This is a genomic window from Halorubrum wangae (genome assembly GCF_051194135.1).
GTDB lineage: Archaea > Halobacteriota > Halobacteria > Halobacteriales > Haloferacaceae > Halorubrum.
Genome location: NZ_JBLZNH010000002.1, coordinates 827451 through 842784 on the forward strand (window position 1 = coordinate 827451; position 15334 = coordinate 842784).

Below are 15334 nucleotides of genomic sequence, written 5' to 3' on the forward strand. Positions count from 1 at the left end.
GAGAGAATATTGTGTGGTAGCTCCAATACAGATCAACGGAGCAGATATCAATGAGTTCCGAATATGACATCGCGGAGACGCTCGACGTGAAAGGCGCATCGTGTCCCATGCCGGTCGTGAAGACCAAGGGCGCTATCGACGAACTGGCCGCGGGCGAGGTCCTCGAAGTGCTGGCGACCGACTCGGGAAGTATGAGCGACATCGACGGCTGGGCCTCGGGAACCGCCGGCGTCGAGCTCCTCGGCCAGGAGGACGGCGGGGACGTGTACAAACACTACGTCCGCAAGACGGAGTAACGATGAGCACGGACACCCCGGCCGAGGAAGCAGCCGACACGTCGATGGACGACGTCCCCTCCCGCGCCGAACTCGCCGAGCGCGTCGGCGAACTGGAGGCGTCGCTCGCCGAGGCCACGGCCGAAGACGACCAGAAGAAGATGAGCATCATCGCGACGAAGGGGACCCTCGACATGGCGTACCCGCCGCTCATCCTGGCCAGCACGGCCGCCGCGTTCGGCTACGAGGTGACCGTCTTCCACACGTTCTGGGGGCTCGACATCCTCCACGAAGAGCGGTCGAAGAGCCTCAAGCTCAGTTCCGTCGGCAACCCGAACATGCCCGTTCCGAACGCCATCGCCGCGCTCCCCGGCATGGACCGCGTGACGACGCGGATGATGGAAAAACGGATTGCGGACAACGAGACCGCAACCATCGAGGAACTGTTGGAGACGAGCCTCGACATGGGCGTCGAGTTCCAGGCCTGTCAGATGACCATCGACCTCATGGGCTACGACGAGGACGACTTCTACGACGGCGTCACCACCGGCGTCGGCGCTGCGACGGCCCTGCAGGACATGGTCGAGGCCGACATCCAGCTCCTCGTCTGAATCGCCACCGACCGCCGCTCAGTCCCCCACCTCGCACCGATACCGCTTTTCTGCCCCGCTCCCTGCACCGTTCGGCCCGCGGTTCGCGTCAGCTCTCCCCCCCGCCGCGCTCGCGACCGATCGCGCCGGCGAGTGCGAGCAGGTAGCCGAACCCGTACTGGACGTCGGGGTCCCGCAGCCCGCGGACCAGGCCCACGGGACCCACCTGCTCGGCCGGCTCGCCTTCCGCCTCACCGAGACTCCGCAGAAGCGTCTCGACGCCGTCGCGGGCGTCGTCGTCCGCGGCCGTCTGCGCGACCTCACCGAGCGCGGCGCCGGTGCCGACCAGCGAGGCGACGATCTCGTCGTCGAGCGCGGCGGTCAGCAGCGAGCCGACCTCCGCGATCTCGGCCAGCTCGTCCAGCGTACCGCTCCGCTGGAGAGCGACCAGCGTCTCGAGCGCGTCCCGCAGTTCGTCGCCGTTCTCGCCGACCGCCGCGGCCAGCCCGACCGTCTCGTCGGTCGCGATCCCGTCCGCGGACTCCGCGAGCGTCGCGCCCGTCGCCGACAGCTCGCGGACCATCTCGTCGTCGAGCGCGTTCTCGCCGAGCGAGAGCACGTCGAGCAGTTCGTTGACCGCGTCGAGCCGCTCGACGAAGCCCGCGACGGCCTCCGGGTTCCGCTCGATCGCCGCCTCGAGGTCGCTCCGCTCCGAGACCGATTCCTCTGAGACGCTGTCCCCGGACATTGTCAGAGCAACCCCCGCGCGGTGAGCCAGTACGACTCGTTGTACGCCAGCTTCGACCAGTGGAGCTTCTGTGACGGCGGAGCCGGGGACGGCGGGTTCTCGTAGTCGAACTCGACGAACGAGGCCGCGTCCATCCCCGTCTCGATGAAGCACAGCGTCTTTCCGTCGTACGTCGCCGTCGCCGGGCGCCCGCGGACCTCGCTGGCGAGCCGCCGACCGACGACGCCGGCCTGGTAGTGCGCCACGCTGCCCGCGTTCGGCACGCCGGTGGCCGCGGTGTCGCCGAGCGCGTAGACGTCGTCTGCGCCCTCGGTCTCCAAGGTGTGCTTGTCGACGTCGACCCAGCCGTCGTTGCCGAGCCCCGCCTCCTCGATCAGGGCGACGCCGGCGTGCGGCGGGATCGTCACGAGGAGGTCGTAGTCGAGTTCGGTCCCCTCCATCGAGGCGATCGTCTTCGCGTCGGGAGCGACCGACTCGGCGTTGAAGAACGTCTCGACGTCGATGTCGCGCTCGTCCATGATCGGCTCGGCCCACTCGGCGATGTGAGGGTTGCCGTGAACGCGCTGGATCGGGTAGGTGTACGTGATGTCGACGTCCTCGCGAAGCCCGCGCTGGCGGAACCAGTCGTCGGCCATGAAGACGAACTCGAGGGGCGCCGCGGGACACATGTGCGGCGTGCCGATCACGCTCAACACGAGTTCACCCTCCGTGAACGACAGCAACTCCTCGCGGAGGTCGATCGCGCCGGACTCGCTGTAGAAGTCGTGTCCGCCCTCTGCGAGACCAGGGATCGCCTCGGGCGCCAGCGTCGATCCGGTCGCCAGCACGAGGCGGTCGTACGCCATCGACGGCCCGTCGTCGAACGAGAGCCGCTTGGCGTCGGTGTCGATAGCGGTCACGCGATCGATCCGGAGGTCGACGGCGTCGTCGACGAGTTCGTCCAGACGGCGCCGCCCGTCGGCCGGCTCGCGCTGGCCGAACGGGACGTACAGCCACACCGGTTTATAAACCTGCTCCGGGCCGTCGTTGACGAGGGTGACCTCGACGTCGCCGGCGTCGAGTTCGGGTTCGAGCCGGTCGGCGAGGTCGTTCGCGAGGACCGAGCCGCCGGTCCCACCCCCGACGATGACGATACGCTCGGTCATGATTTCTCCACGTAGAACGCGGTGTAGTCGTCGTGTTCTTCGACTTCGAGCAGGTCGTTCCCCGCCTCTTCGGCCCACTCCGGCACGTCGGTGAGTGACTGCTCGTTGTCGCTCAGGAGTCGGATCACTGCGCCGGAGTCGGCGCCCCGGATCGCTCCGATGAGGTCCATCAGGGGACCGGGGCAGGCGGCTCCTCTCGCGTCGACGGTCTCGTCGGCATCTATCGCTACCATGGGCGTACGTTGGCACCGGGATTACTTACTATTGTACTATATTCCCAATATTATAAAATCCGGAGACTCAGGCTCGAGAGCGCGTGATTGCGACGAATACGCGCCGACTCGTTAGGACGAGTCAACGCCCCGCCACGGTCGGCAGGGTGATCCGGACGGTAGTCCCGGTCGGCTCGTTCTCCGACAACTCGAAGCTCCCGCCCGACATCTCGACGGTCCAGTAGATGATCCAAAGCCCCAGCCCCTGGGTGTGAACGAGCGGCGTCTCTTCGGTGCTCCCGATCGCGTCGGCGTCGAACTTCGGGACCCCCGCCCCGAGGTCGCTGATCTCAACCACCGCCACCCCCGTCTCGGTCGCGTCGAGGCCGACGGTCACCGTCGCGTCGGTCGGCGAGTGCTCGACTGCGTTCCGGAGCGCCTCCTCGATCGCCAGCGGAAGCGCCGCGTGCGACTCCACGTGACAGTCACCGTCGAACCGCTCTGCGATCGACACGTCCGGGTACGCCGATCCGACCGTCGCGATCTGATCTCGGAGGAGCGGCCGGAGATCGAACGTCTCCTGTCGCTTTGCGTTCCAGATAGAGACGATCTCACGCGTGCGATCGGTCGTTTCAAGGAGCGTCTGCAGGTGAGTTCGCGCGGTCTGGACGTCCTCAATCGTCTCCGGATCGCGAGTGCGCCGCTCGATGTTGTCCAGGGTGCCCATCACGACGGAGAGGTCGTTCCGGAGGTTGTGGCGGAGCACGCGCTGGTTGATCGTCAACAGTTTGGTCAGGTCATCGGCCTCGCTGAGCCGCTCGTCCGCCTCGACCGCGTACAGCCCGCCGCGGGCGCCAACCGCCGATCCGAGCGTGGTCGCGAACGAGACGAGGAACCCGAACTCCGTCGGGTCGCCTTCGAGGTACCAGATGAGCCAGATGGCGAGCGCGAGCAGCGCGAACGATCCCGCCACCGTGACCATGATCCGAACGGCTCGCCACCGTCCCGACCGAGAGATCGGCCGGTCCGGAAGCTCGTACCCCGTCACGACGACGACGAGCGCGATCGCACAGATCACGAACGCCTCCAGGCTCGTCCCCACGCCCTCGCCGTCCGTCAGGAGGTGCGCGACCCCGAGTCCGAAGCAGAGCGCCCCCAGCGCGTAGACGCCCTGTTGGGGACGAATTCGGTCTCGTGAGTACGACACGGATGCTCATCTACTCAGCAGTATAAATTAGTTGCCCGTCTGTCGGCTGTGCAAGCCGCTGCACCGGCGTCGAGCGGCCCCGACGGAGTCGGTTCGGCGGCCGCCTTGGTTGCGGATCGTCGACGGGAAGATTCGAGGACCTGACAAAAAGATAATACCGGTGGGGGTGTCTCGTCAACGCATGGTCAAGAGTACGGTTCGATTTCCCGAGTCGATGGTTGGCGAAATCGAGTCGTTGGTCGAAGGGGGCCAGTTCGAAAGCAAGTCCGAGTTCTACCGGTTCTCGACCGACTACGTGTTGAATCAAATTCTCGACGAGTACGAGCCGGAGACCATCGACTACGAGGACATCCGGGCAGAGGTGATGCCTCGGACCGAGCGCAACTTCGGCGGCGACGCCGACGCCGACGCGGAGCATCCGCCCTTCTTCGAGTCTGTCGCCTTCGTCAGGAAACTCGCGCTCCGCGGGAACGTCAGCGACGCGGAGGACTTCATCGACCACCAGTACGTCCCAGGCGACCGCCACGCGGTCGTCCTCGAGGAGCTCCTCAGCATGTACCGCGACGAGGCGGGTCCCGCACGGCAAGAGGCCACTCCGCACCACGGGCAGCGAGACGCGCCGGAAGACACGCAACGCTGACCGACGCCATCGACGCCGAAGTCACGGACCTGCTCGGCTCATCCTTCTACGCAGACGACGGCATCGAGGCGCTGCGCAGACCGTCAGCGACCGCACCGCGTGAGGGTAGGGTCGTGACAGCCGAACCTGCGGGGGCCGTGGGCGACGACTGAATCAACGAGCCTTCCTCGACTGGCCGAGGGGTGCCCCGTGAGCGCACGCTGACTCAGACCGGTGGCGGGCGATGAGCCCACTTACTCACCGAACCTGTGCGCGGAGCGGAGTCACCCCTCTCGTATCTATAATGTATTAATATTATAATAATACATATTACCACGTGTCACACTAGCTATGAACACACTTATAATTTACAAACCGCGACTCAGGGTTGAAATGCTAGTTGGTACGTGTTACGATTCGAGAGCGGAGTCGACGAACGCCCGTGCCGATCCTGACAATCGTTCTGTTCGTGGGGTGTCTCATGGCGGTTGAGACGTACGGGGCGATCTCGCTGTTCCCGCCGCTGTTCGCCATCGTGCTCGCGATGGTCACGCGTAAACCGGTTCTCTCGCTGTTCCTCGGCATCTGGTCGGGCGCCGTGATATTCGCCGCGAACATCGGCGTGGTCCAGTCGCTCAACTGGATAGTCGACTCGATCGGTAATAGCACGTTCAACGCGAAGATCATGCTGATCGTCCTGTTCCTCGGAGCGGGCGTCGCGCTGATCTGGCGGCTCGGCGGGGCGTCCGCCATCGCGAACGCCGCGACGAAGCGGCTCGACTCCCAGCGGAAGGTCGGGCTCGCGACGTGGATCTTCGGCATGCTGTGGTTCTTCGGAGACTACTCCAACACCGCCATCGTCGGCACGACGATGCGCGAGATGGCCGACGAGATGCGCATGTCCCGCGAGAAGCTCGCGTACATTATCGACTCGACGGCCGCGCCGGTCGCCACGTTCGGTATCTCCAGCTGGGTCGTCTACCAGCTGAGTATGATCCGGCAGGGGTACGAAGCGGCGGGGATCTCCGCCGGATCGAACGGCGTCCCCGGCGCGTTCGCGCTGTTCTTACAGAGCATCCCCTTCAACGTCTACTGCATCCTGGCGGTGGCGATGGTTGGGATCATCGTCCTGACGCGGCGTGACTTCGGCGAAATGCTCACGGCCGAGCACCGGTCGTGGACCGAGGGGAAACTGCTCCGAGACAACGCGGTTCCGATGCAGAGCGCGGAGGAGAGCCTCGGCGACGTGTTGACCGACTCGCCGCAGCTTCGCTTCTTCCTCGTTCCAGTGGGGGCGCTCATCGCGGTCGTCTTCGGCGGGGCGGCCTACACCGGATTCTCGGCCTCTGAGGCCGGTGCCGATCCCCTCACCATCGTCGGCAACGCCGCGTTCGTCGACGCGCTCCTGTGGGGGACCTTCACCATGGTCGCGGTCGCGCTCTCGCTCGGCGTCGCGAGCGGCCTCGCCTCGCTCGACGAAGCCATGGAGACGGTCATCGACGGCTTCAGTATGATGCTGACCGCGCTCTCGATCCTCGTCATGGCGTGGACCATCGGGACGGTCACGACCGCCCTCGGCACGGGCGTGTACGTCACCAACGTCGCCGAGCAGTTCGTCACTCCGACGCTGCTCCCGATCGTGATCCTGCTCGCGGCCGCGCTCGTCGCGTTCTCTACCGGTACGTCGTGGGGAACGATGGCGATCGTGACGCCGATCGCGATCCCGCTGGCGTGGGGCGTCGGCGGCGAGACCGCTGTGCTGCTCCCCGTTGCCGTGGGAACGATCTTCAGCGGGGCGATCTTCGGCGACCACTGTTCGCCCATCTCCGACACCACCATCTTGGCGTCGACGTTCACGGGGTCGGACCACATCGATCACGTGCGGACGCAGATGTACTACGCGGTGACCGTCCTCTCCGTCTCGGCGCTCCTGCTCCTGACGTGGGGCGTCACCGGCGTCACTCAGCTGATCCTGCTCCCGATCGGCGTCGTGCTCCTGTACGGCATCGTCTACGCTCTCTCGGAGCTGGACGCCGGCCGAAAGGACATCAACGCGAAAGCGGTCAACTCCGCACAGAAGACTCGCTCGTCGGCGCCGTCCGACGACTGATCACGTACTGACTCGCGGTCCGCTGCGGCGGACCCCCAACGGCTCATTCTTTGCGCAACGCCGCTCTCACAAGCCGACGGTCCGGTCAGTCCCGGCGCAACGAGTCAGTCTCGCCGCACCACGATGCCAGAGTAGCCACAGCCGTCACAAGAGAGCGTCTCTCGGGCCCCGAACCGGTACGTCGACAACGGCTCGCCGCAGCGCGGACAGGGGTCGCCGGCCGCGAGCGGCGGTGCGTGACTGACGCCGGCGACGACGAGCCTGACGGCGAGTTCGACCGCGGCCGCCTCGTCGACGGTGCCGCCCCAGATCACGTTGGCGTCGGCGCCGATCCGCTCGCGGACAGCCACGATCACGTCGGTCGCCGCGGCGATGCTCGTGTCCGGATCGACGACGACGTCCACGAGCACCGCGCTCGCGCGCCTCGCGTCGACCCCCTCCGGGAGCCCGCCGAAGGCGGCGTCCACTGCGGTCCCCGGCGCGTCGCGGTCGGCGGTCCCGGTCCCCAGGGCGGCGACGCCGGACGAGAGCACCGTCTCGGCGTCGGTGAGGTCGATGTTGACGAAGCCGGGCTCTTGGACCGTCGCGAGGAACGCGCGGATCGCCGCCTCGACGGCGTCGCCCTCGGCGAGCAGCACCGCGTCGACGGCGTCCTGGACCGCCGGCAGGGCGTCGCCGTCGGCGGCGCCAGCGGGGACGACGGCGACCGTGAACGCGCCGAGTCCGCTGAGCGCGCGGAGCGGGTCCGTCTCCTCACCGACGGTCTCCGGATCGAGCGCGACGACGACGGCCGCGGGCGGGGACCCACCAGCGGAGTCGTCGCTCGCCTCCGCGAGCAGCGCTGACACCGTCGCGGAGCGGGCATCGCGAAACGTTACGCCGGCGAGCCGGTCGGCGTAGGCGCCGAGGCCGCAGACGACGACGGAGCCGGCGAGGGCGTCGGCCGCCTCGCGCAGGTCGTCCCGATTGGACATCTGAGAGGCCCGTTTCGCCTCCGGGAACAAACCCCTTCCCACTCGCGGGTCGGACTCGACGCGTTCGATCCGGACCCGAACCGCTAAGCGCGGCCGATCGCTACGTCTTGCATGGACCGGTTTCGGAACACGGGGCAGCCGGATTGGGACTGGTGGGGGCGACTCTGGCCGACGCCGGGAGACACACTGCGGCGACTGGGTGTGACGCCGGGCGACCGCGTCGCAGAGATCGGCTGTGGCAACGGCTACTTCGCCCTACCAGCCGCCCGGATCACAAATCCGGCGTCGGTGTACGCCGTCGACCTCAACGAATCTCTGCTCGCGGAACTGGAGGGGCTCGCGGAGGCGCAGGGGATCGACAACGTCGTTCCGGTGCGTGGCGACGCGCGGGACCTCGCCGCGCTCCTCCCCGAGCCGGTCGACATCGCGCTGCTCGCGAACGCCTTCCACGGAATCGACGACCGGCCGGCGTTCGTGGCGGGCGTCGCCGGCGCGCTGGCCGCCGACGGTCGGTTCGTCGTCGTCAACTGGCGCGACCGGCCGCGCGAGGAGACGACGGTCGGCGGCGAGCCCCGCGGCCCCCCGACCGACCTGCGAGTCGGTCCCGAGGCGACGCGGCGTGCGGTCGAGAACGCGAGCGTCTTCGAACTCGCCCGCGAGGTCGACCTCCCGCCGTTTCATTACGGGCTCGTCTTCGAGCGCTGAGCGGGCGTCCCGACGACCGTCAGCTGGATCGGCAGCGCCCGCGTGAGTTCGAGTTCGCCGAGCACGCGGTCGGCGGTCTCGTCGATCATTGCCCGCCGTTCGTGTCGAAGATGTAACGCTCCCCGCGCCCATGCGGTCGCTTTTTTACCGCGGCGGGCCCGAATCGGGGTATGACCATCGAACCGGCCGAGATCGAGGACCTCATCGAGGCAGGGATCCCGGACGCGGTCGCCCGCGTGACCACCCCGCGGATCCACAACGACGAGGGCGAGGACGCGCACTTCGCCGCCGTCGTCGTCTCACCCACCTTCGAGGGGGACTCCCTCGTCGACCAGCACCAGCGCGTGTACGACGCCGTTGGCGACCACATGACCCGGACCGTCCACGCCCTAGAGATCAAGACGTACACGCCCGCCGACTACGCCGAACACGGCGACGGCGCGCTCGCCCCAGACCTACGCGAGGCGGGGCTGTTCCCGGTCGAGGAGGAGTGAGGGCGCGACGGTGAACCACGTCGTCGGACTCGCGTTGATCGGTGCGGTCATGTGGGGGTTCTGGGCGATGTTCGCCGACATCGCCACGGAGTCGATGGCGCCCGAGGCGGCGATGATCGTCTCCTACACGGTCGGAATCGGCGTCGCCGGGCTGTACGTCCTCTACCGCGGGACGAGCATCCTCGGGAACGACCCGACCGCGATCGGTATCGCCGCGCTCGCGGGCGTCGCCTCCGGCATCGGTGCGGTCGCGTACTACGCCGCGCTGCAGGCCGGTTCGGCGGGCGTCGCGACCACGATCACCGCGATGTACTTCGTCGTCGCCGCGGGACTGGGCGTCGTGGTGCTCGGCGAGTCGCTCGCGCTCACCGACGTCGCCGGCATCGGCGCCGCGGTCGTCGCGGTCGTGCTGGTCGCGTACTGAGCGGTCACCGCATTCAATACCTTTTACCCGGTCTCGCGGGAACTGTCGCCCATGAGCGAGGAATACCGTACGGAGGAGGACAGCCTCGGAGAGATGCAGGTGCCGGCCGACGCCTACTGGGGCGCACAGACCCAGCGCGCGGTCGAGAACTTCCCAATCTCGGGAATTCCGATGAGTCGGCGGTTCATCCGCGCGCTCGGTGTCGTGAAGAAGGCGGCCGCGCAGGCGAACCGCGATCTGGGCCTCGTCGAGGACGACACCGCGGAGGCGATCGTCGCGGCCGCGGACGAAGTGATCGCCGGCGAGCACGACGACCAGTTCCCGGTCGACGTCTTCCAGACCGGCTCCGGCACCTCCTCGAACATGAACGCCAACGAAGTGATCGCCAACCGCGCCGCGGAGATCGCCGGCGCGGAGATCGGCGACCGCGTCGTCCACCCGAACGACCACGTCAACTACGGGCAGTCGTCCAACGACGTGATCCCGACGGCGATGCACGTCGCCGCCCTCGAAGCCGTCGAGAAGGACCTGATTCCGGCCTTGGAAACGCTCCACGCCGAACTGGAGGCGAAGGAGACGGCGTTCGACGGCGTCGTCAAGACCGGTCGGACGCACCTCCAGGACGCGACGCCGATCCGGCTCGGTCAGGAGTTCAGCGGGTACCGGACGCAGGCTGCCAAGGGCATCGAGCGCGCCGAGCGCGCCCAGTCCAACCTCCGCGAGCTCGCCCTCGGCGGCACCGCGGTCGGCACCGGGCTCAACACGCACCCCGACTTCCCGGAGCTCGCCGCGGAGTACATCTCCGACGAGACGAACACGACGTTCCGCGAGGCCGAGAACCACTTCGAGGCGCAGGCGGCCCACGACGCGATGGCGGAGGCGCACGGCGCCCTCCGAACGATCGCCGGGAGCATGAACAAGATGGCCAACGACCTGCGACTGCTCGCCTCCGGCCCTCGCAACGGGCTCGGTGAGATCGAACAGCCCGAAAATCAGCCCGGCTCCTCGATCATGCCCGGAAAGATCAACCCTGTCGTTGCCGAGACGGTCAATCAGGTCCACAAGCAGGTCGTCGGCAACGATGCCGCGGTCTCGGCCGGTGCCGCACGCGGCGAGATCGACCTGAACCTGTATAAGCCAGTCATCGCGCACAACTTCCTCGAGTCCGCCGAACTTCTCTCGAACGCCGCCGAGACGTTCGGCGAGCGCTTCGTCGCGAAACTGGAGGCCAACGAGGAGTACTGCGAGACGCGCGTCGAGCAGTCGATGGCGCTGGCGACCGCGCTGAACCCCGCTATCGGGTATGACAAGGCGTCGAAGGTCGCGAAGACGGCCTTAAAAGAGGGGAAGAGCGTCCGCGAGGCCGCCATCGAGGCGGGTTACCTCACCGAGGAGGAGGCGGACGAGGTGCTCGATCCCGAGGCGATGACCCACCGCGTCATCCTCGGCGACGACGACTGAGCGCGCAAGACCACTGGCCGGACGGGGTGACGCCGACCCCCGCTCGGACGCCGCGGCGAACCCTCTGACCCTCGGTACACTGATTGGTCCGGCCGACTACGTGGCACTGTGAACGTCACGGCGACGCGCCCCGCTGAATCGAGCGGTCGACGGGGTGGCGGATGAGCGGGATGAGCGGACGGACGCACCCGCGAGAGCCATCCATCACTCACGTGTACGACGCGGCGTACATGGGGGTTCCCAACTGGGACATCGGGCGACCACAGCGGGCGTTCGTCGACCTTCTCGACGCCGACCTCGTTCGGAGTCCCGTCCTCGACGTCGGGTGCGGGACGGGCGAGCTATCGCTGTTCCTCGCCCGACACGGGTACGACGTTCTCGGCATCGACCTCTCACCGCTGGCGATTCGGCAGGCCACGGAAAAATCGCGTTGGCGACGGATACCCGCCCAGTTTCTCGTCTGGGACGCGCTGGACCTCTCTCGGCTCCGGGCGGCCGACCTCTCGTTTCGAACCGTCGTCGACTCCGCGATGTTCCACATTCTCGGCGACCGCGAGCGCGATCGGTTCGTCGAGAGCCTCGCAGACGTCGTCCGCTCCGGCGGACTCTACTGCGTCCTCGGCGACGCGCGGCGGACGGACGGCGACATTTACGGACTCACGCCGGACGAACTGCGATCCCGATTCGAAAACGCCGGCGGGTGGGAGGTCGCGTTCGCCTTCCGGACCGTCTTCGAACGTCGCTGGAGCCGCAATCCGGCCTACTTCGTGGGTCTCAGACGACTGTGAGCCGTCGTCGCCGGCGCGAAACCACTCCCGTTCGCCGCGGGTCCGTTGAGAAACGGGTTATCGAGCGGTTCGAATCGGTGGCCACACGACGGACACTCGACGACTCGGCGGCCGCTCGCGTCGACGACGACCGCGAAGCGGCGGCTCCAGCCGCTGGTACCGCATTCGGGACACCGACGGACGATGGGTGGAATCATACCGGAACTGAACTCCCGACGCTACCGCGTCGTATTCGCGCAAAGGTGAAAGCGGTGCCGGCGATTGGAGTCTGTCTCTCGGCCGATCGGGTCGAGAGAGCGCCCGAGGATCGGGTCGGAAGAGTCCCCGAGGAAACGCTCATGAGCACTGAGCGCCGACGAGTGTCGTGAGTGACACGACGCCGGAAGCGATCGAACGGACGGTCGAACGACTGATAGACGAGGTCGGATCGTGGCCCGGAGTGACGGTCGGCGACCACCGATTCGGCGGGACAGAGTGGCGCGTCGGGCCGCGCGAGATCGGCCACGTCCACGAATGGGGGATGCTCGATGTCGCGTACCTGCGGGCGCTCCGCGACGCGCTGATCGAGGAGGGGCAGACTGGCGTCCACCACCTCCTCGACCAGTCGGGATGGACGACGTTCTACATCGAGGGGGAGGCCGACTACGATCACGCCCGTCGGTTGGTTCGACTCTCGTACCTGTACCACGTCGCCGTCCTCAAGAAGACCCCCGCGGGAGCCGAGACGTACGCCGAGATCGACGTCGAGTCCGAACTCGCCACGCTCGATCCCAGTGACGCGGTCCGAGCGGCCTTCGAGCGTCGTCGCCCCGGACGGACCGGCGCGCCCGGCGAGTAGCCGCGACGCGTGGGCCACCGTCGTCAGCCGTCGACCGCACAGCCCAGCGCTTCCAGCCGAGAAACGGCAACCGGAAGGTCCTCCGCCTTGACGAACACGTGGTCGGTCGCGTACGAGGAGAGGACGAACACCGAGACCTCCGCCTCGGCGAGCGCCGTCGCGACCGCCGCCAGGAACCCCACGAGTTCGAACGGAAGTTCCATCTCGAAGGTCAGACGCGCCCACCCCGCCTCGACGTCGTCGGCGTCGATATCGCCGATGTCGTCGCGCTCGACGACCACCGTCGTCTCGTCCGCCTCCCGGACCGTCGCGAACGCGGCGGGGTGATCGCGGTCGGTACGGCAGACCGCGTCCGTCTCGTCCGACACGCTGACCGTTCCGCCGTCGAGGAACTCCGCCGAGTCCACGCCGACCGAAGTCGCTCGGCGTATAAAAATGCACGTTGCCGTCTTCCGCTGTCTCCGCCGCTCGCGCCGAATCGGCACCATTTAAGCCGTCGTCGGCCCGCCTTTGAGACGGATGAAACTACACGAACATCAAGCGAAGACTATCTTCGCAGACGCCGGGATTCCGGTCCCGGACTCCCGTCTCGCGACGACCGTCGACGAGGCGCTCGACGCCGTCGACGAGATCGGCTACCCGGCCGCGATCAAGGCGCAGGTCCACGTGGGGGGCCGCGGGAAGGCCGGCGGCATCAAAATCGCGACCGACCGCGAGGAGGCCGAGCAGTACGCCGAGGAGATCCTGGGGATGGATCTGAAGGGGTACACCGTCGACTCGGTACTCGTCGAGGCCGGCGTCGACTTCGTGGACGAGCTGTACGTCGGCGTCACGATGGACCGCGGCGAGGGACAGCCGGTCCTGATGGTGTCGACCGAGGGCGGCGTGAACATCGAGGAGGTCGCCGAGGAGAATCCCGACGCGATCGCGCGCGAACACGTCGACCCCGCGTTCGGACTGCACCCGTACCAGGCGCGAAAAGTCGTCTACGAGGCCGGCGTCGACGCCGACGTCGCGCTCGACGTCGCGTCGATTCTCACGACGCTGTACGACCTGTACGAGGGGAACGACGCCTCCGAGATCGAGGTCAACCCCGTCATGATCACGGGCGACCGCGACGTGATCGCCGCGGACGCCGTGATGAACATCGACGAGGACGCCCTGTTCCGCCAGCCCGAACTCGCCGAGCTGGCCGATGAGTCCTACGAGGACGACCTCGAACGGAAGGCCGGCGAGTACGGCTTCGACTACGTCCGCCTCTCGGGCAACGTCGGCATCATCGGCAACGGCGCCGGGCTCGTGATGACGACGCTCGACCTGGTGGACTACTACGGCGGCAAACCCGCCAACTTCCTCGACATCGGCGGCGGCGCGAAGGCCGAGCGCGTCACGAAGGCGCTCGACATGGTCTTCTCCGACCCCAACGTCGACAGTGTCGTCTTCAACATCTTCGGCGGGATCACCCGCGGCGACGAGGTCGCGAAGGGGATCAACGAGGCGCTCGCCGAGTTCGACGAGATCCCGAAGCCGGTCGTCGTCCGGCTCGCCGGGACCAACGCCGAGGAGGGGATGGAGATCCTGAACACCGACCTGATCGAGGTCGAGGAGACGCTGGAAGCGGCGGTCCAGCGTGCCGTGGCAAACGCTGAAGAGGTGACCCAATGAGCATTTTCGTCGACGACGACACCAGGGTGGTTGTGCAGGGAATCACCGGCGGGGAAGGCAAGTTCCACGCCGGTCAGATGATCGAGTACGGCACCAACGTCGTCGCCGGCGCGGTGCCCGGCAAGGGCGGCCAGGAGGTCGCCGGCGTCCCGGTGTACGACACCGTGGACGAGGCCGTCGAGACGGAGAACGCCGACGCCTCCGTGATCTTCGTACCGCCGGCGTTCGCGGGCGACGCGATATTCGAGGCGCTCGACACCGACCTCGATCTGGCGGTCGCGATCACCGAGGGTATCCCGACCCAGGACATGGCGAAGGTGAACAAGCGGCTGAGCGAGGTCGACACCCGCCTGCTCGGTCCGAACTGCCCCGGGATCATCACGCCCGGCGAGGCGAAGCTCGGCATCCTGCCCGGCAACATCTTCTCTGACGGCAACGTCGGGCTCGTCTCCCGCTCCGGCACGCTCACCTACCAGGTCGTCGACAACCTCACCGAGCGCGGCATCGGTCAGACGACCGCCATCGGCATCGGCGGGGACCCGATCATCGGGACCTCCTTTATCGACGCCCTGGAAGCGTTCGAGGCCGACCCGGAGACCGACGCGGTCGTGATGTGCGGCGAGATTGGCGGCGAGGACGAGGAACAGGCCGCGAGGTTCATCGGCGAGCACATGGACACGCCGGTCACCGGCTTCATCGCCGGGCGCACGGCGCCGCCGGGCAAGCGGATGGGCCACGCGGGCGCCATCGTCTCCGGCTCCGGCACGGGCACCGCGCAGTCGAAGATCGACGCGCTGAACAACGCGGGCGTCCCCGTCGGCGACACCCCCGAGGAAGTCGCCGACCACGTCGAAGACTTCCTGTAATCGACGGCAACTCGGGACCGCACTCGTCCCGATTCGGTCCCGTTCTCCCCGACCATTCGTTTCACCACGACCACTCGTTTCGCCCCAACCACTCGTTTCACCCAGACTCGCCGATCGCATCTCGCTCCGCTCCCGATCGATCGCTCTCGATGCGTCGTTCCGGTTCTCATTCCTGAAACTGGAGCGTAACCTAAAATTACCGGCGACTACACC

General features: G+C 67.3%; 18 protein-coding genes. 12 read left to right on the plus strand and 6 right to left on the minus strand.

Going from position 1 to position 15334, the window contains the following annotated elements; genetic code table 11:
* Window positions 1-50 precede the first annotated feature (50 nt).
* Both ACNS84_RS09310 and ACNS84_RS09315 read left to right on the plus strand, forming a co-directional pair.
* On the plus strand, window positions 51-296 hold the full coding sequence (locus ACNS84_RS09310; RefSeq protein WP_435074563.1) for a sulfurtransferase TusA family protein: 246 nt from the start codon (window positions 51-53) through the stop codon (window positions 294-296).
* Window positions 297-298: 2 nt separating this feature from the next.
* Entirely contained in the window at window positions 299-886 is a 588-nt protein-coding gene (locus tag ACNS84_RS09315; protein WP_435074564.1) for a DsrE/DsrF/DrsH-like family protein, read from the plus strand.
* Between the two features lie 88 nt (window positions 887-974).
* On the opposite strand, the gene ACNS84_RS09320 is transcribed toward ACNS84_RS09315, so the two are convergent.
* From ACNS84_RS09320 to ACNS84_RS09335, 4 genes are all read right to left on the minus strand, one after another.
* Window positions 975-1613: a helical membrane plugin domain-containing protein gene (locus ACNS84_RS09320; protein WP_435074565.1), complete on the minus strand. Its 639-nt coding sequence runs from the start codon at window positions 1611-1613 to the stop codon at window positions 975-977.
* 2 nt (window positions 1614-1615) lie between these two features.
* Entirely contained in the window at window positions 1616-2758 is a 1143-nt protein-coding gene (locus ACNS84_RS09325; protein ID WP_435074566.1) for an NAD(P)/FAD-dependent oxidoreductase, read from the minus strand.
* On the minus strand, window positions 2755-2991 hold the full coding sequence (locus tag ACNS84_RS09330; RefSeq protein ID WP_435074567.1) for a sulfurtransferase TusA family protein: 237 nt from the start codon (window positions 2989-2991) through the stop codon (window positions 2755-2757). The genes ACNS84_RS09325 and ACNS84_RS09330 overlap by 4 nt, the downstream gene beginning before the upstream one ends.
* A gap of 121 nt (window positions 2992-3112) precedes the next feature.
* Window positions 3113-4177 (minus strand): sensor histidine kinase, encoded by a 1065-nt coding sequence (locus ACNS84_RS09335; protein ID WP_435074568.1) that lies wholly within the window; start codon window positions 4175-4177, stop codon window positions 3113-3115.
* 181 nt (window positions 4178-4358) lie between these two features.
* Here ACNS84_RS09335 and ACNS84_RS09340 point away from each other — a divergent pair, with 181 nt between their 5' ends.
* Both ACNS84_RS09340 and ACNS84_RS09345 read left to right on the plus strand, forming a co-directional pair.
* Window positions 4359-4817, plus strand: coding sequence for a ribbon-helix-helix domain-containing protein (locus ACNS84_RS09340; RefSeq protein WP_435074569.1), 459 nt, complete (start codon window positions 4359-4361; stop codon window positions 4815-4817).
* A 460-nt stretch (window positions 4818-5277) separates the two neighbouring features.
* The gene (locus ACNS84_RS09345) at window positions 5278-6906 is read left to right on the plus strand and encodes a Na+/H+ antiporter NhaC family protein (protein WP_435074570.1); all 1629 of its coding nucleotides are present in this window, start codon (window positions 5278-5280) and stop codon (window positions 6904-6906) included.
* A gap of 104 nt (window positions 6907-7010) precedes the next feature.
* Here the strand turns inward: ACNS84_RS09345 and ACNS84_RS09350 are convergent, their stop codons facing one another.
* On the minus strand, window positions 7011-7880 hold the full coding sequence (locus tag ACNS84_RS09350; RefSeq protein ID WP_435074571.1) for a hypothetical protein: 870 nt from the start codon (window positions 7878-7880) through the stop codon (window positions 7011-7013).
* A 111-nt stretch (window positions 7881-7991) separates the two neighbouring features.
* On the opposite strand from ACNS84_RS09350, the gene ACNS84_RS09355 reads away from it, so the two are divergent.
* The 6 genes from ACNS84_RS09355 to ACNS84_RS09380 all read left to right on the plus strand — a co-directional run bounded on the left by ACNS84_RS09355 (window position 7992) and on the right by ACNS84_RS09380 (window position 12590).
* Window positions 7992-8585, plus strand: coding sequence for a class I SAM-dependent methyltransferase (locus tag ACNS84_RS09355; RefSeq protein WP_435074572.1), 594 nt, complete (start codon window positions 7992-7994; stop codon window positions 8583-8585).
* Between the two features lie 170 nt (window positions 8586-8755).
* The gene (locus tag ACNS84_RS09360; protein WP_435074573.1) at window positions 8756-9079 is read left to right on the plus strand and encodes a BolA family protein; all 324 of its coding nucleotides are present in this window, start codon (window positions 8756-8758) and stop codon (window positions 9077-9079) included.
* Between the two features lie 10 nt (window positions 9080-9089).
* Window positions 9090-9503 carry an EamA family transporter gene (locus tag ACNS84_RS09365; protein ID WP_435074574.1) on the plus strand — a complete coding sequence of 138 codons (414 nt, stop codon included), beginning with the start codon at window positions 9090-9092 and terminating at the stop codon, window positions 9501-9503.
* Window positions 9504-9554: 51 nt separating this feature from the next.
* Window positions 9555-10964 (plus strand): class II fumarate hydratase, encoded by a 1410-nt coding sequence (locus ACNS84_RS09370; RefSeq protein WP_435074575.1) that lies wholly within the window; start codon window positions 9555-9557, stop codon window positions 10962-10964.
* Window positions 10965-11134: 170 nt separating this feature from the next.
* The gene (locus ACNS84_RS09375) at window positions 11135-11752 is read left to right on the plus strand and encodes a class I SAM-dependent methyltransferase (RefSeq protein ID WP_435074576.1); all 618 of its coding nucleotides are present in this window, start codon (window positions 11135-11137) and stop codon (window positions 11750-11752) included.
* Between the two features lie 364 nt (window positions 11753-12116).
* Complete coding sequence (locus ACNS84_RS09380) at window positions 12117-12590, plus strand: luciferase domain-containing protein (protein WP_435074577.1); 474 nt, start codon at window positions 12117-12119, stop codon at window positions 12588-12590.
* 23 nt (window positions 12591-12613) lie between these two features.
* Here the strand turns inward: ACNS84_RS09380 and ACNS84_RS09385 are convergent, their stop codons facing one another.
* On the minus strand, window positions 12614-12997 hold the full coding sequence (locus ACNS84_RS09385) for an ACT domain-containing protein (protein WP_435074578.1): 384 nt from the start codon (window positions 12995-12997) through the stop codon (window positions 12614-12616).
* Window positions 12998-13109: 112 nt separating this feature from the next.
* On the opposite strand from ACNS84_RS09385, the gene sucC reads away from it, so the two are divergent.
* Together sucC and sucD are read left to right on the plus strand one after the other, a co-directional pair.
* Window positions 13110-14255 carry an ADP-forming succinate--CoA ligase subunit beta gene (gene sucC / locus ACNS84_RS09390; protein ID WP_435074579.1) on the plus strand — a complete coding sequence of 382 codons (1146 nt, stop codon included), beginning with the start codon at window positions 13110-13112 and terminating at the stop codon, window positions 14253-14255.
* Window positions 14252-15121 (plus strand): succinate--CoA ligase subunit alpha, encoded by an 870-nt coding sequence (gene sucD / locus ACNS84_RS09395; protein ID WP_435074580.1) that lies wholly within the window; start codon window positions 14252-14254, stop codon window positions 15119-15121. Before sucC ends, sucD begins: the two co-directional genes overlap by 4 nt.
* Window positions 15122-15334 lie beyond the last annotated feature (213 nt).